Origin of the sequence: Streptomyces sp. NPDC008137, assembly GCF_042957035.1 — a bacterium.
In the GTDB taxonomy this organism is placed as follows: Bacteria; Actinomycetota; Actinomycetes; order Streptomycetales; family Streptomycetaceae; genus Streptomyces.
In genome coordinates this window covers 609,951-628,202 of the sequence record NZ_JBIBHN010000001.1, presented here as the reverse complement: position 1 = coordinate 628,202, position 18,252 = coordinate 609,951, and the positions used below count along the sequence as shown (strand labels likewise).

The 18,252-nt window shown below is 72.1% G+C and carries 14 protein-coding genes; 4 read left to right on the top strand and 10 right to left on the bottom strand.

All coding sequences use genetic code 11. The features are described 5' to 3' along the window. The first annotated feature begins 57 nt into the window (after positions 1-57). Positions 58-2,205 carry an amino acid adenylation domain-containing protein gene (locus ACFZBT_RS02640; protein ID WP_391097744.1) on the top strand — a complete coding sequence of 716 codons (2,148 nt, stop codon included), beginning with the start codon at positions 58-60 and terminating at the stop codon, positions 2,203-2,205. Positions 2,206-2,212: 7 nt separating this feature from the next. On the opposite strand, the gene ACFZBT_RS02635 is transcribed toward ACFZBT_RS02640, so the two are convergent. From ACFZBT_RS02635 to ACFZBT_RS02610, 6 genes are read right to left on the bottom strand one after another with little or no spacing between them, the layout of a single operon-like run. Further along, positions 2,213-2,458: a phosphopantetheine-binding protein gene (locus ACFZBT_RS02635; protein ID WP_391097743.1), complete on the bottom strand. Its 246-nt coding sequence runs from the start codon at positions 2,456-2,458 to the stop codon at positions 2,213-2,215. After that, complete coding sequence (locus tag ACFZBT_RS02630; protein ID WP_391097742.1) at positions 2,458-3,165, bottom strand: hypothetical protein; 708 nt, start codon at positions 3,163-3,165, stop codon at positions 2,458-2,460. Before ACFZBT_RS02630 ends, ACFZBT_RS02635 begins: the two co-directional genes overlap by 1 nt. A 14-nt stretch (positions 3,166-3,179) precedes the next feature. Next, a complete protein-coding gene (locus ACFZBT_RS02625; protein ID WP_391097741.1) occupies positions 3,180-5,873 on the bottom strand; it encodes a condensation domain-containing protein in 2,694 nt (897 codons plus the stop codon). Further along, positions 5,870-6,163 carry a phosphopantetheine-binding protein gene (locus ACFZBT_RS02620; RefSeq protein WP_391097740.1) on the bottom strand — a complete coding sequence of 98 codons (294 nt, stop codon included), beginning with the start codon at positions 6,161-6,163 and terminating at the stop codon, positions 5,870-5,872. Before ACFZBT_RS02620 ends, ACFZBT_RS02625 begins: the two co-directional genes overlap by 4 nt. Further along, entirely contained in the window at positions 6,160-8,343 is a 2,184-nt protein-coding gene (locus ACFZBT_RS02615; protein WP_391097739.1) for an AMP-binding protein, read from the bottom strand. Before ACFZBT_RS02615 ends, ACFZBT_RS02620 begins: the two co-directional genes overlap by 4 nt. Positions 8,344-8,358: 15 nt before the next feature. Further along, positions 8,359-9,639 (bottom strand): SidA/IucD/PvdA family monooxygenase, encoded by a 1,281-nt coding sequence (locus ACFZBT_RS02610; RefSeq protein WP_391097738.1) that lies wholly within the window; start codon positions 9,637-9,639, stop codon positions 8,359-8,361. 292 nt (positions 9,640-9,931) lie between these two features. Here ACFZBT_RS02610 and ACFZBT_RS02605 point away from each other — a divergent pair, with 292 nt between their 5' ends. After that, positions 9,932-10,891 (top strand): 3-oxoacyl-[acyl-carrier-protein] synthase III C-terminal domain-containing protein, encoded by a 960-nt coding sequence (locus ACFZBT_RS02605; protein ID WP_391097737.1) that lies wholly within the window; start codon positions 9,932-9,934, stop codon positions 10,889-10,891. Positions 10,892-11,031: 140 nt separating this feature from the next. Here ACFZBT_RS02605 and ACFZBT_RS02600 read toward each other — a convergent pair whose 3' ends face one another. The 4 genes from ACFZBT_RS02600 to ACFZBT_RS02585 form a co-directional block, all read right to left on the bottom strand. Next, complete coding sequence (locus ACFZBT_RS02600) at positions 11,032-11,790, bottom strand: alpha/beta fold hydrolase (RefSeq protein WP_391097736.1); 759 nt, start codon at positions 11,788-11,790, stop codon at positions 11,032-11,034. A gap of 18 nt (positions 11,791-11,808) precedes the next feature. Then, positions 11,809-13,095: an MFS transporter gene (locus ACFZBT_RS02595; protein ID WP_391097735.1), complete on the bottom strand. Its 1,287-nt coding sequence runs from the start codon at positions 13,093-13,095 to the stop codon at positions 11,809-11,811. Between the two features lie 136 nt (positions 13,096-13,231). Next, positions 13,232-14,482: a diaminobutyrate--2-oxoglutarate transaminase gene (gene ectB / locus ACFZBT_RS02590; protein WP_391097734.1), complete on the bottom strand. Its 1,251-nt coding sequence runs from the start codon at positions 14,480-14,482 to the stop codon at positions 13,232-13,234. A 51-nt stretch (positions 14,483-14,533) separates the two neighbouring features. Then, entirely contained in the window at positions 14,534-15,433 is a 900-nt protein-coding gene (locus ACFZBT_RS02585) for a cupin-like domain-containing protein (RefSeq protein ID WP_391097733.1), read from the bottom strand. A gap of 657 nt (positions 15,434-16,090) precedes the next feature. On the opposite strand from ACFZBT_RS02585, the gene ACFZBT_RS02580 reads away from it, so the two are divergent. Continuing rightward, positions 16,091-16,468 carry an MbtH family NRPS accessory protein gene (locus ACFZBT_RS02580; RefSeq protein ID WP_391097732.1) on the top strand — a complete coding sequence of 126 codons (378 nt, stop codon included), beginning with the start codon at positions 16,091-16,093 and terminating at the stop codon, positions 16,466-16,468. 162 nt (positions 16,469-16,630) lie between these two features. Beyond that, positions 16,631-18,244, top strand: coding sequence for a DUF885 family protein (locus tag ACFZBT_RS02575; protein ID WP_391097731.1), 1,614 nt, complete (start codon positions 16,631-16,633; stop codon positions 18,242-18,244). The last annotated feature ends 8 nt before the right edge of the window (positions 18,245-18,252 follow it).

Sequence of the window (18,252 nt, the reverse complement as noted above, 5' to 3'; positions counted from 1 at the left end):
GTCCAGCCCTCACAGGTGCGTTGACTCCTCGTGAAGACAGCGACGATCATGTGCGATGTGACGGAGACTCTGCGGCGGGAACACGCGCGATTCTGGCAGGACGTCCTGGCCGCCGGCCCGACACGCGCCTTCCCCGCACGACCCGCCGACGACCGGCCCCACGAGCTTCGGCAGCCGCTGCCCGAAGGACTCCCGGCCGCCGCGGCCGGCCGCCCCCACGGCCTGCACCTGCTGGTCTGCGGCGCCCTGGTCGCGCTGCTGCACCGCTACACACACGCCGAGTCCGTCGTCATCGGCCAGGGCGCCCCGATCGGCGGCGGCGTGGACGGCACCGGACCCGACCACCTGATCCCCCTCCGGTGCGCCGTCTTCGGCACCGACACGTTCACCGACGTCGTGAACCGGATGCGCACGGCGGTCTTCGACTCCTACGCGCACCAGAACTTCGACATCGGTGTGCTGGGGCAGACCGTCCCGTACCAAGTGGCGGTCCGTGTCGAGGGGTTGCACGCCGAGCCCGGTCCGCACCCCGTGCCGCTGCTCCTGGACATCGCCGCGACGGGCGAACTGACCGCCCGTGCGACGGGGATCGGCAAGGACGTCGTCGCCCGGCTGCTGCGCCACCTCACCACCCTGCTGGAGCAGACGCTGGCCGATCCCGGCCTCGTGCTCACCGAAGTGGACCTGCTCACCGAGGCGGACCTGCGGCTGCTGGAGCGGTCCAACGACACCGCACGGCCGGCCGGCCCCCACCGGACCGTACCGGCGATGTTCGCCCACGCGGTCGCCGCGCACCCGGACGCGCCGGCGCTGCTGTCACCTGACGGTGCCCTCACCTACCGCGAACTGGACGAGCGCACCGACTCGCTGGCGGCGGCGATCCTGGAGCGGGGCGCCGAGCGGGTGGCCGTCGTCGCCGAGCGTTCCCCCGGGCTTGTCATCGCTGCTCTCGCCGTACTGAAGGCCGGCGCGGCCTACGTCCCCGTCGACCCGTCGCTCCCCGCCGAACGGATCGACTTCGTGGTGCGGGACAGCGGCGCGTCCATGGTGCTGCGCGGGGACACGCAGGTGCCGAGCCGGCCACTGCCCGCGGTCACCGTCCGCCCGGAGGACGAGGCCTACGTCATCTACACCTCGGGATCGACGGGCGAGCCCAAGGGCGTCGTCGTCGAGCACCGGTCCCTGGTGAACCTGCTCGCCGGAACCCAGCGCGCGTACCCGCTCGGCCCCGGCGACGTGATCCTGCACAAGACGTCGATCTCCTTCGACGTGTCGGTGTGGGAGCTGTTCGGATGGCTGCCGGGCGGCGGAGCCCTGGCGCTGCTCCCACCGGGCGCCGAAGCCGACCCGGACGCCGTCATCGACGCCGTCGAACGGTACGGGGTCACCGTCCTCGACCTCGTACCGCAACTGCTGGGCGCCCTCGGGGACGTGGTCGTGGCGCGGAACGCCGCCGGCCGGATGCGCACGCTGCGGCTGGTGTCGACGGGCAGCGACGAACTGGCCGCCGACCACGTGCACCGGTTCCGGCGGGCGTTCCCGCGGACCCGGCTCGTCAACTTCTACGGCCCCACCGAGGCGACCGTGCAGGTCACGCACTTCCCCGTGGATGACGCCGCCGACGAGCGGGTGCCGATCGGCGGGCCGCTCGACAACACCCGGCTGTATGTCATGGACCGCCTACTCAGGCCACAGGCGGTCGGTGCGCCCGGCGAACTGTGTGTCGCCGGGGACTCACTGGCCCGCGGCTACCTGAACCGCCCCGGCCTCACCCGGGACAGCTTCGTGCCCGCGCCCTCCGTCGGCGAGGCAAGGGTCTACCGCACCGGCGACCTGTGCCGCCGACTCGACGACGGGACGCTGGAGTTCCTCGGCCGGATCGACCAGCAGATCAAGGTGAGGGGCCACCGGGTGGAGCCGGGCGAGATCGAGCACCGGCTGCGGTCCTGCCCGGGAGTGGAGGACGCGGTCGTCGTCGCCACCGGCCGGTCCGCGGACGACCGGCGGCTGGTGGCCTACGTGACCGGTGCGACGGCGGCGGACCCGGACGACGTGCTGCGCCGGCTGCGAGAGGTGCTGCCCGCCTACATGGTTCCCGCCGCCGTGCACCGGCTGGCGACCTTCCCTGTGACAGTCGGCGGGAAGGTCGACCGGGCGCGCCTGGCAGCCGAGCCGCGGCACGAGAGCGGCGCCGTCCGCCCGTAGGACGCGGTCAGGGCCGCGGGCTGAGGCCCGTCTCCTTCTCCAGCGCCGCGACGAAGTCGCCGAAGCGGGGGTTGTCGAACAGCACCTTCACCGGTGTCGGCTGGTCGTTGTGGTCGTTGAGCATCGCGATGATGCGCAGCGCGGCGAACGAGTGACCACCCTCGTCGAAGAAGTCGCTGTCGTCGTCCACCTCCGCGCCGAGCACCTCTCGCCAGATCTCCTCGACCGTGGCACGCAGTCCTTCGCCGGTCATCAGTGTTGCCTCCTTGGTGTCGCGGACAGGGCGGAGAGGAACGACAGCACGACGGGCCGGGTCGACTCGTGGGCCGTGAGCCCGGCCCGGTCGCTGTCGACCCGTACCGTCGTCAGCTCCCCCTCGGGGAGCCAGTCGCGGTGGTCGGGGTGGTCGCGGGAGAGGACCTGCAGCATCGGCCCGACCGGTTCCCGCGGCAGCGGACCCCGGGCCGCCAGCAGATAGGCCAGATACGTCACATGCTGCCGGACGAAGTGCGAAACGGGTTCGGCGATCGCGTCGTCGCCCAGCCCCTGTGCCCGGAGCGCCGCCTCCGTCCGCCGCGTCAGGTCCTCGTGCGCGGCCTTCAGGAACAGCTCCGGTTCCTCGGGCGGTGCCTCGGCCGGCACCGTCCGCTCGACGTCCCCCGGCACCTGGCCGAGTGCCCTGGCGTAGGCCTGGGCGACATCGGCCGCCGTGGCCGGCATCGGATCGAAGAAGACCAGCGCCGGTGGATGCTCCAGCCGGTGCGCGAGGTGGACCGCCAGTGCCGACGCGGCGCAGTAGGCCAGGACCGGACCGGGGGGTTCGCCGAGCCGTGCCGCGTAGGCGGGACCGGTGACCTCGGCCGGAAGGGGGTCGGTCAGCAGGGGAACCATCCCGTCGAGACCCAGCGCGGTGACCGGGGCCTCCGGCCTGCGCCCCGGGTAGTCCAGGACCGCCAGCATGTCGCGCACCTCTCTCACACGTCCGCCGCTTCAGCCAGTTCCGTCAGGGCATCGGCCATGTCGTCGGCCAGAGCCGAGCCGGTCCGGCAGGTCATGACGTCCTCGCGCCACGTGGTGACCAGGTCCCAGCCGCCGTCGGCCGCGGGGAACGCCTCGGCCATCCAGCCGCGCGACGTCCGCGGTGGCCGGACCCGCACCGGGCGCAGCGCGACCGGCCCCAACGAGACGGCGGGTGGCGGATGCTGCAACACCACCCACGCCTCGAACCACGGGGGCGCACCGTGTCCGGCGCGCAGTTCGCGGACCACCTCGTCGAACGGTGTCCGCGCGTGCTCCAGCCCGTCGACGACCTGCCGGGCAGCCGCGGCCAGCACGGTCCCGGCCGCGCGTCGCAGACCGCGCAGGGGAACGGCGAAGGGGTTGACGAGATACCCGACGAGCTCGTCCATGGCGGGGTCGAAACGACCCGAGGTCAGGGTGCCGACGCACACGTCGTCGGCGCCGAACCGGCGGGCGAGGGCCATCGCGCCGCCCGCCGACAGCGCGGCCAGCACGGGACCGCCGTACCGGGCCGCCGCGGCTTCCAGCCGCCGCACCGTGGCGGCGTCCAGACGGCGGACCGTCTCCTGGGCGGGCGCCTCGGAGTCGCCGCCCTTCTCGGCGGGGGGCAGGCAGGACGGCGGGCAGTCGGCGAGCGTCTCGCGCCAGTACGGGATGTCGTCGGCGGCCCAGGACGCGAGGCCGCGCGCCTCCTGCCGGCCGAGCAGGGGATAGCCGGGTGCGGGCGGGAACCGCGGGACGCCACCCTGGGCCCGCGCGACGTAGGCGTGCCGGAGGTCGGCGAGCAGGGGCGGTTCCGACGAGCCGTCGAAGGCGATGTGATGGAACTGCAGGCACAGCAGCGCGTGGTCCGGCGCGAGCCGGCACAGACGGGCGCGGACCGGCGGCTCCCGGTCGAGCCGGAACGGTGTGTCCCACAGGTCCGCGGTGACGCGCTCGGCGATCTCCCGGACCGGCGGCCGGTCCTCGGGCGGGGGCACTTCGGTCCACGGCACGGCCGTGTCGTCGAGCACCCGCTGGACCGGCCGGCCGCGCTCCCACACATATACGGTGCGCAGCGCCTCATGCCGGGCCACCACGTCGCCGAGCGCCGCGCGCAGCGCGGCGGGACGCAAGGGGCCGGTCAGCTCGTACGCCTCCACGACCAGGTTGTCCGCGCTGCCCGGCGCGTAGGCCTCCGCGAACAGGAACCGCTGCTGGGCATGGGCCAGGGGGCGGTCCCGGTCGTCCCGGTCCACCGGCGCGACCGGTACGGGTGCCGCGACCGCGTCGCCGGAGAGGGCGCTCAGCCGCCGCTCCCGGTAGACGTCCGCGACGGTGACCTTCCTGCGGCAGCGCACACTGAGCGCGGCCGCCAGCCGTATGGCGTCCAGCGAGGTCATGCCCGCGTCGAGGAGGTCGTCGGCAGCCGTGAGGGCGGTGTGCCCGAGGAGGCCGCGGACCTCGGCGAGCAGGGAGTCCGGCTCGTGGGACCGCACCCGCTCGACCAGGGACGAGAAGTCCAGCCGCAGGGTCGCCTCGGCGGGCAGGCGGGGCAGGTGCAGCTGGACCGACACCCCCGGCAGCGCGGGGCGGGGCTGCCCGTCGTCCGTCGTGTACGCGCAGGCCAGCTCGTCATCGACGGGGAAGACGACACACTCGGCGATCCCGTGCTCCGCTGTCAGCACGGCCTCGATCCGCCGCGGGTCGACCCACCGGCCGGCGACCCGCAGCAGCTCGTCCCGGCGGCCCAGCACCCGGATCGCGCCGTGCTCGTCGGCCCAGCCGATGTCGCCGGTCGCCGCACCGGTGACGGACACCTCGCCGTCCTCGCCCAGTGCGATCCGGTCGTCCGGTGCCAGGGGGAGCGACGCGCTGCCGAGGTCCTGCTCCCGCACCGTGCGGCTCACCAGGGCGGTCCCGGCGGACCCGTAGACGTGCCGCAGGCGCAGCCGCGGGCTGTGCCGCAGCACCGCCGACAGCGCCCGCGCGTCGGGTGACGCGCCCGCGACCACCAGCCCGCGCAGACCGGCGAAGGACTCCGGGTTCTCGGCGCGCGCGTGGAACTCGGCCGTGGACAGGCGGAGGTGATCGGCGTCCTCGGGCGGGCCGGACACCACGCATCCGCCGTTGAGGAGCGCCGACCACACTTCGTACGTGAAGTCCTCGCTGCCCGGCCCAGCCGCTTGCAGGAACCTCGGGGCGGAGGATCCGGCGTCCGTCAGAGCCGCCACGAGCCGGCGATGGGAGACGGCCACGGGACGGGGGCGGGCACCGGGAGGGAAGAAGAGGCACGCCGCGTCCGGGCCGCTGTCCGAGGGGGAGCGCAGCACGTTCACCCGGGCGTCGTCCTGGAGGACGGCGCGGACGGCGGCACGGTCGCACACGTCCTCGGCGCACCACGACGGCCAGGCCGGGTCGAGCACCATCGCGGTGGCGTCCGCACGCAGGCAGCCGAGCAGAGCCACGACCGGCTCCGCGGACCGGTCCGGCACGATCGCGACCACGTCCCCGCCGCCGACGCCCTCGCGCCGCAGCGCGGAGGCGACCGCGTCGGCCCGTGCGACCAGTTCGGCGTAGCGGATGCCCCGGCCGTCGCGCAGGACGGCGGGGGCATCGGGGGTGCGACGCGCCCATTCGGCGACGACGAGGTCGAGACGATCCCTCATCGCTCGTTCACGCACCGGGCCACCCGGTGCGCGAAGTCACCCAGGACCGGGTGGTCGATCAACAGCTGGACGGTGATCTCGAGATCCCACTCCCGGCGCACATGAGCGGTGGCGACCGCGGCCTGGAAGGAGTCGCCGCCGCCAGCGAAGAAGTCGTGACCGGCCGTGGTGACCGGCACGCCGAGCGCGGCCGACCAGATCTCGGCGATCCGTTCCTCGTACGGTTCGGTCAGCTCATCCGACCTGGGCTCATCCGTCCTCGGCTCACCTGTCCTCGGTTCGGCCGTCATCGGTCACCGCCGGGAGAGAGGGACTTGGCGACCGAATCGCGGTCGATCTTGCCGCTGGGCGTCCGGGGAAGGCCGGGCAGGACCGCCACCGAGACCGGGACCGACGCCTCGGGCAGCAGCTCGGCGAGCCTCGCGCGCAGGTCGCCTGGCTCGGGTCCGTCCGGGTCCAGGGTCACGGCGGCGCGCAGCTGGCGCGAGCCGGGGACCAGCTCCAGGGCGACGCAGACGGCGGTGGCGACGCCGGGCTGCTGCATGAGGACCGCCTCGATCTCCAGCAGGTTCACCCGGATCCCACGGATCTTGACGTCGTGGTCCAGGCGGCTGAGGAAGTACACGAGGCCGTCCTCGATCCGCACCAGGTCGCCGGTGCGGAAGGCCTTGGTGTGGCCCTGCGGAGTGCGCTCGACGGTGACGAAGCGCTCGGCGTTCAGTTCCGGCCGGTCGAGGTAGCCCAGGGACACCGGCGACCCCGCGACGAGCAGTTCGCCCGTGGAGGGATCGGCCGGGTCGGCCGGGTCCACCAGCATCTCGCAGCCCGGCAGCGGCCTGCCGATGGGCGGGAGCAGCGGCCACTCGCCCGGCTCCTCGGGCAGCACGTACGAGCTGACCATCGCGGACTCGCTCTGCCCGTAGTGGTTGCCGAGCCTGGCGCCGGGGAGTGCCTTGAACAGCTCCTGGATCGGCGGCGTGCACAGCATCTGCTCCCCGGCGGTGTTCACCTCGACCAGTGACAGGCCCGGATCGCCGTCCTGCACCGACGCCGCCACCGCGAGCATGTGCAGGGCGACGTACGGCAGGAACAGACGCTCGATGCGCTGGTCGACCAGCCAGTCCAGGAAGCGGAAGGCGTCGCGTCGCAGCGTCTCGGGGACGATGACGAGCGTGCCGCCGCCGCACAGCGTGCCCAGGATCTCCTGGAAGCACACGTCGAAGTTGAGCGGCGCGAACTGCGCGGTGCGCAGGTCGGGACGGACGGAGTCGGTGCGCTGCCAGGTCACCATGTTGTCCAGGCAACTGTGCTGGATCGTGACACCCTTGGGCTGCCCCGTGGAACCGGAGGTGTAGATGGTGTACACCGGCAGGTCCGGGTGGCAGGCGACCGGGTGGAAGCCGGCGACGTCGCCCGCGGACGGGCCGCCGATCTCATGGGTCGCGATGCCCTCCGCGAACGACGGCCGGGGGCCGTCGTGCAGCAGCAGGCTCGCGCCGCTGTCCCGCAGCATGAACGCGAGCCGGCTCCGCGGATACGACGAGTCCAGCGGTACGTACGTGGCGCCGACCGCGAGGGTGGCCAGCAGGGCCGCCACGGTACGCGCGCCGCGCTCACCGGTGACCGCGACCCGGCTGCCGGGTCCGACGCCGTGATCCGTGAGCGTCGCGGCGAGCCCTGCGGTCCACGCCCACAGCTCCGCGTAGCTCAGCCGGGTCTCCCCGTCGACCAGGGCCGGCGCGTCGGGCCGCTCGGCCGCCGTACGGGCCAGGCCCCGCAGCAGGCACTCCGGTTCCGCGGGGCCGCCCCACAGCGACCGCCGATCCGCCTTCTTCGCCCGCCCCACCTGCTGCATGTGGACCCCCAGTCGGCGCCGTGTCGTGTCGGGATCCGCGAGCATGCCGTCCACCACACGGTCGCGGATCCCGGGTTCCTTCTCCTGGCTGAGCTTGAACATGGCCTGCCCGGTGACCACGTCGAAGCGGAAGGCGCCGACGCCGCCCACGATGCTGCGGAAGTAGTCCAGCGACCCCTTGGCATCCCAGCCCCTGCCGAACCGCTGCTCGAACATCTCGGCCGTGCGCCGGACGACCTCCAGTGTCTCCTCGCGGTCGGTCAGCGGAACCAGGTCACCGGTCAGCTCGACGGTGACGAAGTTCCAGGTGGGCGCGGCGACTTCGGTGTCGTACAGGGCCGGCGTGACATAGCTGGAGGGCCCCGTGAACACGAGGGTCGCGGGGGCTCCGCCGGCCAGCGCGCGCCAGTGCGGGTTGGCCCGGTTGAGGTGGCCGAACAGCGAGAACCCGGTCAACTCGCCCGGCTGCTCGGCTTCCGGATCGTGGATGACCGGCAGGTGGGTGGTGTACGGGGTGGTCGGCCCGCTGCTGACCAGCATGGCCATCGGGTGCTGCCGGATCACCTCGTGCACCTGGCCCGCGTCGGTGGTCCGGTAGATCGGTGGTACGAACACGGTGTCTCCCCCGTCTCAGGCCGGCTGGCCGAGTATCGATCGCGCTATCTCACCCGCACGGACGGCGGTGTTGGACAGCAGGCCCGCCCCCAGGCCGTGGCTGCCCTCGGTGGCGGCGCCGTGCAGATAGATGCCGCAGCGCAGCATGTCCGAGGTACGGACGCGGTAGTCGCGGTCCACGTACAGGCCGCCCGCCTCGTCCTTCTTGCACTCCTCCACCAGGCCGCCGAGCAGCGGCAGGGGATCGGCGGGCCGGTGGCCGGTGGCGTAGACGACGCCGTCCACCGTCAGCCGCGTCACCTCGCCGGTCACCAGCGACTCCACCTCCACCTCGACACCGTCGACGGTCTCGGCGCAGGAACGCACCCGTGAGGCGCGATGGAGGTGCAGCCGCGGCCGGCCCCGGACCTCCTCGAGGTAGACCCGCCGGAACAGCTCCTGGCTCAGGTCCAGGTCCACCACCGAGTAGTTGGTGTTGGCGTGGTACGCGAGCAGCGTCTCCCTGGTCTGCTCCGGCGCCCGGTGGAAGTCGTCGACGGCGGCCGGGTCGAACACGGCGTTGGCGAAGGGGCTGTCGTCGGAGACGCTGTACCCGTAGCGCGTGAAGACGGTGTGCACCGCCGCGTCGCCGTAGGTGCGGTGGAGGTAGTCGGCGCACTCGGCGGCGCTCTGCCCGGCCCCCACGACCAGGTACCGCCCGTGGCGCGGCGTGCCGAAGTCCCGGGTGAGCAGCTCCGAGCTGTGCCGGATCCGCGCCGACGGGGTCACCTCGGGCGGCAGGTGAGGCGCCGTCCCGGTGCCGAGCACGACGTTGCGCGCCCGCTGGACACTCCGTGCGCCGTCCGCGTCCTCCGTGACGACCTCCAGGAGGTCGACGTGGCCGTCCGCGCCCTGGACGGGGCGGACGCCCACGACCGTCGAGCCGTAGGAGACACACGTGTCGAGCTGCGCCGCGGCCCAGCGGAGGTAGTCGTGGAACTCGATCCGGTAGGGGTACAGCGTCTTGCTGTTGATGAACGCCGGCATCCGCCCGTGGGCGTGCAAGTAGGTGAGGAACGTGTAGCGGCTGTTGGGGTTGCGCATCGTCGCGAGGTCCTTGAGGAAGGACACCTGCATGGTCGCGCCGTCGATCAGCATCCCGTTGTGCCAGCCGAAACTCGCCTGCCGTTCGTGGAAGGCCATGGTGGCCGGTGCGTCCGACTCCTCGACGGCGATGGCCAGAGCGAGGTTGGCCGGACCGAACCCGATCCCCACGATGTCCAACGTGTTCACGTCCGGCGGCTCGACGGCTGTCACCTATGGTGCTCCTCTCGGATCGGGGTCTCGTCGGACGCCCGCATCGTTACGGAGTGCTCTCAACGCGGTCCCGTCGGTCCGGGGCCGCCGATGCTATACACAGCTCAGCTTGTTCGTGAAGGCATACCTCGTGAACTGCCTTGTGATCAAGGGCATTTGATTCTGGTGCGGTGTGACCAGGTGCGTTAGGCTCGCGGTCGTCTGCGGAAGTCCTCCTCGGATTCCTCAACTTCGTCGCCATTGTGGAGGTTGCCGCGTGCGCTGGGGTGACGTCTGTGTCAGGTCCAGTGCCGTGGCTCTGGGGGAGCGGGAGCCGGTCGACGCCGCTGTGGCGGCGGGCCGCTACGACCCCGCCGTCCGGGACGCGCACGGCTATGAGTCGATCTCGGTGGCCGGTTCCAGGTACGCCGCGGACATGGCCGTCGAGGCCGCACGGCTCGCGATCGCCCGGTCCGGGGCCGACCCGGCGGACATCGGTGTGTTCGTCCACGCCTACGTGGACGAACAGGGTCCGGACGGCGTCGCCGAGCCGGCTTCCTACATCCAGGGCATGGCCCACGACGGCCGGGCCCGGGCCCTCGGGCTGCGGCAGGGCTGCAACGGCGCGATCGCGTCGCTGGAGGTCGGCGCGATGTACGTGTCCGCGGGCGGGGTGGCCGTGCTGACCTCCGCGGACAAGTACGCGGCGGACGGCGACCGCTACCGCGACGACCAGGGCTGTGTGCCCGCCGACGGGGCGACCGCCCTGGTGCTGGGCCGGGGGGACGGCGTCGCCCGGCTCCTGTCCACCGAGATCGTCGGCGACGGCCGGTTCAGCACGCTGCGCCCGCTGGATCCCGGTGAGTTCGAGGACCGCCGGGAGTTCCGCACGGCACAGCGCCGGCGGGTCGTGTCGATGATGCGGACGATGACCGAGGCCAAACGCGACTGCGTGCGGGCCGCGCTGGCCGACGCCGGAATCGCGGCCGGTGACGTCAGGCACTGGCTCCTGCCGTACAACGGGCGGTTCATGGTCGACCGCGAGTTCTGCGCCGAGTTCGGCATTGAGGACGACGCCATGACCTGGGACCTGGGGCGCACGGTCGGCCACCTGAGCGGCGGCGACCCGGTCGTCGGGCTCAACCACCTGCTGGAGACGCGAGCCGCGACGGCCGGGGACCGCGTCGTCATGCTCGGTGACTCCACCGGGTTCGCCTTCGGCTGTGCCGTGCTGGAGGTCGTCGCCGAGCCCGCCTGGCAGGCCGGCGGCTGAGACAGGGGGCCCGGGCCGCCGCCCTCGCCGGCGTCCGCGGGACGGAGATCCGGGGCCACCGCCGTGGGTACGTACGGTGGTGGCCGCCACGCTCCCGCCCGGAGCCGCGCGCCCCGCCAGGGGCCCCGGGCCGCCCGCCGTCACCCGGTCCCGGTCGGCACCTGTGCCCCGAGCCGTCTCGTCACCACCTCGGCCACCGCGTCCCACCTGTCGGTGAGGTAGAAGTGCCCGCCGGGAAAGACGTGCAGGTCGAACCCGCCGGTGGTGTGACCGGCCCACCCGGCGGCGTCGTCGCTCGTGACCAGATGGTCGCCGTCGCCGGTCAGGGACACGAGCGGGCAGGACAGCCGGGTGCCGTCGAACCGGTAGGTCGCCATCGTCCGGTAGTCCGCGCGCAGCGCCGGCAGGAACAGCACCCGCATGTCCTCGCTGTCCAGCAGCCGTCTGTCGGTGCCCTCCAGCGCGGCGACCTCCGAGATCAGCTCCTCGTCGGTCACCGGACGCGAGGAGTGCCGGACCGGGCGGTCCGGCGGCCGGCCGCCCGACGCGAACAGCGCCAGCGGTCCGGCCCCCTCGCCCTCCAGACGCTTGGCCAGCTCGAACGCCAGCAGCGATCCCATGCTGTGCCCGAACAACGCCACCGGCCGGTCGAGTGCGGGGCGCACCGCGGCGAGCGTGCGCTCGGTCAGCTCCGCGAAGTCGCCGGAGCACGGCTCGTCGAGACGGTCCTGTCTGCCGGGATACTGCACCGCCAGCACCTCGACCGAGGGGAACAGCGCCATCGCCATCGGCCGGTAGTAGCTCGCGGCGCCTCCGGCGTGCGGGAGGCACACCAACTGGACCGCCGCGTCGGGCGCGGCCCGGTACCGGCGGATCCACCTGCCTGGTTCGTCGGCCATGGTTCCTCGCCCGTCCTCTCAGACCTGGACGGCTTGTTTGGGGGCCGGGCCGGTGATCCGGCCGTCGGAAGTGCGCCGGACCGCGCGGATGCCGGGCACCAGCGGAGTGAGGCCGCACGGGATGACGATCATCGCGGCGGCGATCAGCAGGGTCTCGGCGTTACCGGTCTGGGCGGCCAGCGGGCCCACCAGGGCCAGGCCGATCGGCGCCGCCACCGTGGAGATCATCCAGTCGTAGGAGTCGACCCGCGACAGCACCTCCGGCGGAATCATCTGCTGCATCGACGCCTGCCAGACCGCGTCGAGGAACAGCGTCGCCGTGCCGCTGAGGAACGCCGCGCCCACCACGATCCAGAGGGGCGTGGGCACCGCGAGCGCCAGCAGGGGTAGCGCGGTCAGGATCAGCGCGAGGTTGCCGACGACCAGCGGCCTGCGCGGCTCCAGCTTCAGCGCGATGAGCCCGCCCGTGAGGGCACCGGCCGCCCAGCCCGCGACGATGATGCCCCAGGCGGACGGCCCGCCGAGGGACTTGTCCGCGATCGCCGGGCCGAGCACGTAGTACGCCGCGACGGCGAGGTTCTGCAGCATGTGCGCCATGATGTTGAGCCAGAGCCACGGCCGTACGACGAACTCCCGCCAGCCGGTGCGCAGTTCGCCCAGGAACGTCTCGGGCGCGGGGACGACCCGCGGGGCCAGGCGCAGCATCGCCAGCGACACGGCGCTCACGAGGAAGGTGACGGCGTCGATGGCCAGCACGATCCCCGGACCCCACAGCGCGATGACGACACCGGCCAGCGCCGGGCTGAGCACCGTGAAGGCGCTGGTGCAGAAGGACAGCAGCGCGTTGCTGCGCTGGAGCTGTTCCGGCGGCACGATCTCCGCCATCAGGCCGCTGGACGCCGGGCCGAAGAACGCCTGGGCCGCACCGAAGATCGCCGAGCCGACGATCAGGTGCCACACCTGCGCCTGATCGGTCAGCAGCAGTACGGCAAGCACCAGTTGCGCGGCCGCCCGGATCAGGTCGGACGTCATCATCAGGAACTGACGGCGCATCCGGTCCGCCCAGACCCCGCCGGCCAGCGTGAACAGGACCTGCGCCAGGACCTGCGCGGTCATCACGAACCCGATGTCGGTGACCGAGCCGTCCACCGCCAGCACGGCGAAGATGAGCGCCACCTTGGTCATCCCGCCGCCGGCGGCCGACACGGCCTGCCCGGTCCACAGGACGCGGAACTCACGTATCGAGAACGGTGCCAGCGCCTCCGCGAGGGCGCGCCGCCGGTCCTTCTCCTCGGCCTTCGCCATCAGCGATCTCCCCGCGGTGTCGCTGCCTGCACCGGCACTCGGACGTTCTGCGAGGTCACAAAAGGCTCCCTGTCTCGGGTTGTTGGCGAACTTGGCGAACTTGGCGAACTGGGCGGCGGGGCGGCCTCGATCGTGTTCATCCGGCTCGTTCCAGCACCACACGGACGGAGTTCTCGAGGATCGCGAGCCCCTCGGCCAGGTCCGCGTCGGAGATCGTGAGCGGTGGCAGCAGCTTGACGACCTCGTCCCGCGGGCCGGAGGTCTCCACCAGCAGGCCCTGGGCGGACGCCTCGTCGGCCACTCGGTCGGCCAGGTCCGCGCCGACCTCGAGCCCGTGGACGAGGCCGCGGCCCCGGGCGGACAGGCCGGCGCCGGGGTGCGCCCTGACGATGTCGCGCAGCGCGCTCCCGACCCACTCGCCCCTGGCGCGGGTCGCCTTCTCCAGGGCGTCGTCCCGCCAGTAGGCGCGCAGCGCCTCCGTCGCGGTGACGAACGCCGGGTTCACACCGCGGAACGTGCCACTGTGGGCGCCCGGCGGCCACACGTCGAGGTCCGGCCGGACCAGGAGGAGCGAGAGCGGCAGTCCGTATCCGCCGATCGACTTCGACAGGCAGACCAGGTCCGGCACGACACCGGCGTCCTCGAAGCTGAAGAACGCGCCGGTCCGGCCGCAGCCCACCTGTACGTCGTCGGCGATCAGCAGGATCCCGTGCTCGCGGCACAGCTCCGCCAGCGCCCGCAGCCACTCGGCGCGGGCCACGTTCACCCCGCCCTCGGCCTGCACGGTCTCCACGATCACCGCGGCGGGCCGGTCCAGGCCGCTGGCCGGGCCGGCCAGGAGCCGTGCCAGGTACTCGGGGCGGGGGTGCTCGTCGGGACGGTCGAACGGCACCGGGGTCGCTCCGGTGAGCGGCACGCCGGCGGAACGACGATGCAGGGGATTGCCCGTGACCGCGAGCGCGCCGAGCGTCGCGCCGTGGAAGGAGTCGGTGAAGTGCACGACCTCGGTGCGGCCGGTGACGGTGCGGGCCAGTTTCAGCGCCGCCTCGACGGCGTTGGCGCCGCCGGGGCCGGGGAACATCACCTTGTGGTCCAGTCCGCGCGGCCGCAGCACCACCTCGTCGAGGGTTTCGAGCAGGTCGCGCCGCGCGCCGGTGAACATGTCGAGCGCGTGGGTGACACCGTCGTTCAGGACGTAGTCCAGCAGCGCCCGCTTGAGCACCGGATTGTTGTGCCCGTAGTTCAGCGATCCGGCCCCGGCGAAGAAGTCGAGCCAGCCCCGGCCGTCCTCGGCGTACAGGCGGCTTCCGGTGGCGCGGGCGAAGACGACCGGCCAGCGCCTGCTGTAGGACCGAACGCCGGACTCGCGCTGCTCGAAGACGTTCAAAGAAGTCCTTTCCCCCGCGACGGGAGTATGAGGAGCGCGGCCCGGCCCGCGCTAGGAGATGTACGAGTAGTACGAGCGCAGGCCCGGCATGACCAGGCGGCGCGGCAGGCCGGCGACGACACCGAGCGCGAACAGCAGGTTGTACCGCAGGTTCGTCAGCGGCATCCCGTCGCGCACCGCGGCGATGCCGCGCAGTGCGCTGGCGCGGTCGTGCCAGTCGATGTTGAACGAGATCGACCTGCTGGGCGAGGTGACCTTGTGCAGCGTTCCGGGGGGCATGTAGAAGATGTCGCCCGCCTCGACGTCGCAGGTCAGCACCGTCGCGTCACGGAAGCGCGGATACCTGCCGAGGTCGGGCGCCTCCGGGTCGACCGCGGCCCACCGCCAGTTGTAGGTGTAGCACTTGTCGCGTTCGGCGTCGGCCACCATCACGAACCGCTTCGACCCCTGTATCTGGAAGAACAGGTTGTGCGTGAGCAGGGTGTCGAAGTGCAGGGGGGTCTGCGCGCGGGAGGGCCCGACGAAGAACTGCGTGAACGTCCACCACTGGTCGCGGAAGAACGGCGGGAAGTACGCGACGGGGAACGGCTCCAGGTCGCGGCGCAGCTCCGGGATCACCGACAGCAGGGGCACGTCGTGCAGGTAGCCGGGCGGCTCGCCCGGGTCGCCGCCACCGGCCAGCCCGGCCTCCCACGCGGCGAGTTCACGGGCGTAGTCCGCAAGGCGGACGACAGTGGTGCGCCCCGCGGAGACGGTGCCGACCTTGAGCCGTACCCGCTGGTCGGGTGCCAGCTCGGCGAGATGGTCGGCCGACCAGGTGGACACCGCGGGCAGGCCGGCGGCCGCGCCGCGCATCACCACCGGCCTGCGCCCCACGTACTCGGCGCGGAACTCCTCAGGACTCAGCTCGGTCCGCACGTCCACGGAGGACGGTTGGGCTGTTGTCGTCACTGACATCTCCTGTCGTCTTCCGCGTCGGCCGGGGCCGGGCACACGCGGGCAGGGACGACCGGGATCGTCCGCGTGCGTGCCAAGGGTGGTGATCGGTCAGCGCCGGTCAGGCGTGGTGTCGGAGGAGGCGGGCCCGGGCCGGCGTCGCGGCCGGGCGCGGTGCCGGTCGCACGGTCCGAGGTGTCCACGTCGGGCGAAGGCGTCCAGCTCGGGCTCAGCACCGCACGGATGTCAACGCCCAGCAAGCGATCCCCCTCGCCTCTACTCGAACATCGCCGAACCCTACCTGTTGATCAGTGAGTTGGGGAGTGGGGCCATGCGAGTGCATGGATGCCACCTGCTTTCCGCGCCTGATGGAACATCATGTCGCTGTCGAGTGAGCCCTGTTGTGCCGTATGTCCCCGCCCCTGCTGAACTGCCCATATGTCACGGCTCTCAAGTCTCTTGGAAGCGCCGTCTGTTCGCCGGACGAGCGGCTAATTACCCTTGACAGTCTCCAGCGGTGCGATCTAGCTTGAGCCCCGTTGAGCTGCGGGGAAGACGGTTTACCCGAGCCGCCCGGGGAGCGGCGGCAGAAATTCCAGCAGTGAATCTTGTCAAGGCGCGCGTCCTGTGTTGCTCCGGTCGTGAACGACTGCGTGGGGGATCTCAGAGCTGATGTTTGACGACGAGAACGCCGAATACCTGGTCGTGATCAACGAAGAGGAGCAGTACTCGATCTGGCCGTCGGCGCGTGAACTGCCGGCCGGCTGGACGGCGGTGGGCGAGCCCCGCTCGCGCAACGACTGCCTCGATCACATCGAACGGGTCTGGACCGACATGCGCCCCAAGAGCGTGCGCCAGGCTCTCGACAATGCCGGATCTCTCATCGCACAGGGAAGTCACATGGTTCTCTCACAGCTTGTGGACGCCGATGAACTGAAGGCCATGTCGCCGGAGGAGCTGCGCGAGATGCTGGCCAGCCTCGACGACGACGTGCTCTACGGCGAGGACGGCGACGTCATCGAGCCCAATCCGAACGCCGAGACGGAATGACCGGGCCGGCCTGATCCGGGCACCTGACAACGTCCTGTCCGGACGAATCCCTCTCGTATTTCGTGAACACGCACAGTGCGTCGGTTCAGCGTGCCGCGAGCCAATTGATTTCTGAACGATTCGCCCTTGTCGTCTCCCTGGAGCGGCACGACAGGAAGTGGCATGACGCCTGGTGCCCTGAGTTCGGTTTCCGCTGTGGTCGACTATGTCTTCGACCGCTATCCGCAGGTCGCCAGGCGGGCGGGCCGTCACGATTTCGACGGTCGGCTGCCTGATGTGGTGCCTGATTCGCTGTCCGATCTGGACAGTCTGCTGGCGACGGTCGCCGGGCAACTCGACGCCCTGCCGGACGAGTCGGACCCGGAGATCCGGGCGGACCTCGGTACGGCGCTGCGGGTGCTCACCGACGAACGGTTCCGGATCGGCGCGCTGGGCCGTGTCCACCGCGGCCCCGACGAATGGCTGGCCGAAACCGACGTACACATCTACCTGCGCGGCGCCTACGCACCGCTCGACGAACGCGTCGCGGCGCTGTCGCACCACCTCGCGCAGCTGCCCGGCTTTCTCGAGGCGACGGCGAAGACGCTCGGCGGCACCCTGCCGGCGGGCGAGCGCATCAGCGGCGTCGAGAACGCCCGGGCACGCGCGGTCTCGGTTCGGGATCTGGTGACGCGACTCCTCGAACGGCACCCGGAGTCGGCCGATGACTCGCTCAGGGAGCTGGCCGGCCGGGCGAGCGCCGCGTTCGTCGGCTTCGCGGACGCCGTCGCGGCCACCCGGCCGGCCCGGGCGGTTCTCGGACCCGACCTGCTCGCCGCCTGTCTCGAAGCCGCCGAGGGTGTCGACACCCCGGTGGACGAGCTGCTGGCGGAGGCGCGGGCCGAGGTCGAGCGCCTGTCCGCCCGCCTCGACGCACTGTCCGCACGACTGGGCGTGCGCACCCGGCAGGAGGCGTACGACCTGCTGAGTGCCCGGGTCCCGGAGGGTTCGGTGGTCGGCACCCTGTCGCGCGTCATCGACCGGCTCCAGGAGTTCTGGGCCGAGCGGGACATCGTCACCATGACCGGCAGGCAGCGCCTCGACATCCGGCCCGTCCGCGACCAGTCGACCTCCGCGGCGGTCGTCTTCGACATCGGGGGTCCACTCGAGGGCGTGCCCCAGCCGCACGTGCTGCACGTCCCGGAGCCGCGCGATCCCGCCGTGCTCCGCGACTACCTCAACGAGCCGATGCTCGAGATGATCGCCGTGCACGAGGTCTTCCCCGGCCACTACCTGCACCACGAGGCCACGTCCGGGCAGGCGGGCGCGATCCGCCGGTGTGTGCCCTGGTTCCCCGGGGCCACCGAGGGGTGGGCGCACTACACCGAGGAACTGGCCATCGAGCACGGCCTCGCCGAGGACCGTCCGCTCGTGGAGGTGGCCGCCCTGCGGTTCGCCCTGGAGGCCGCCACCCGGCTGCTCGTCTTCCTCTCCGTCCACTCCGGACGGAGCAAGTTCGGCGCCGCGGCCGCCGAGGCCGCCTCGCTGTGCGCGTGGTCGCCGGAGCGGGCCGGCCGCGAGGTGCTGGCCGTGGCCGCTCAGCCGGCCGGCGCGATGTACACGCTCGGGAAGCTGCACATCCGGCGGTGGCGCGAACTGAGCGGCGTCGGTGACTCGCCCGCCGGACTGAAGGCCTTCCACGACCGACTGCTGCGTTGTGGCAGCGCGCCGCTCTCCACCGTGCGGCGCTACTGCCTCGACGGCCAAGAAGTTCCCACCGCATCCAGAACCGACTAAGGAGAATC

Excerpts from the sequence above, each read along its gene's own strand:
- ACFZBT_RS02635 (WP_391097743.1), bottom strand. The coding sequence starts at position 2,458 with ATGACCGGCGAAGGACTGCGTGCCACGGTCGAGGAGATCTGGCGAGAG.
- ACFZBT_RS02595 (WP_391097735.1), bottom strand. The coding sequence starts at position 13,095 with ATGGCGAAGGCCGAGGAGAAGGACCGGCGGCGCGCCCTCGCGGAGGCG.
- ACFZBT_RS02575 (WP_391097731.1), top strand. The coding sequence starts at position 16,631 with ATGACGCCTGGTGCCCTGAGTTCGGTTTCCGCTGTGGTCGACTATGTC.
- ACFZBT_RS02620 (WP_391097740.1), bottom strand. The coding sequence starts at position 6,163 with ATGACGGCCGAACCGAGGACAGGTGAGCCGAGGACGGATGAGCCCAGG.
- ACFZBT_RS02580 (WP_391097732.1), top strand. The coding sequence starts at position 16,091 with ATGTTTGACGACGAGAACGCCGAATACCTGGTCGTGATCAACGAAGAG.
- ACFZBT_RS02625 (WP_391097741.1), bottom strand. The coding sequence starts at position 5,873 with ATGAGGGATCGTCTCGACCTCGTCGTCGCCGAATGGGCGCGTCGCACC.
- ACFZBT_RS02630 (WP_391097742.1), bottom strand. The coding sequence starts at position 3,165 with ATGCTGGCGGTCCTGGACTACCCGGGGCGCAGGCCGGAGGCCCCGGTC.
- ACFZBT_RS02600 (WP_391097736.1), bottom strand. The coding sequence starts at position 11,790 with ATGGCCGACGAACCAGGCAGGTGGATCCGCCGGTACCGGGCCGCGCCC.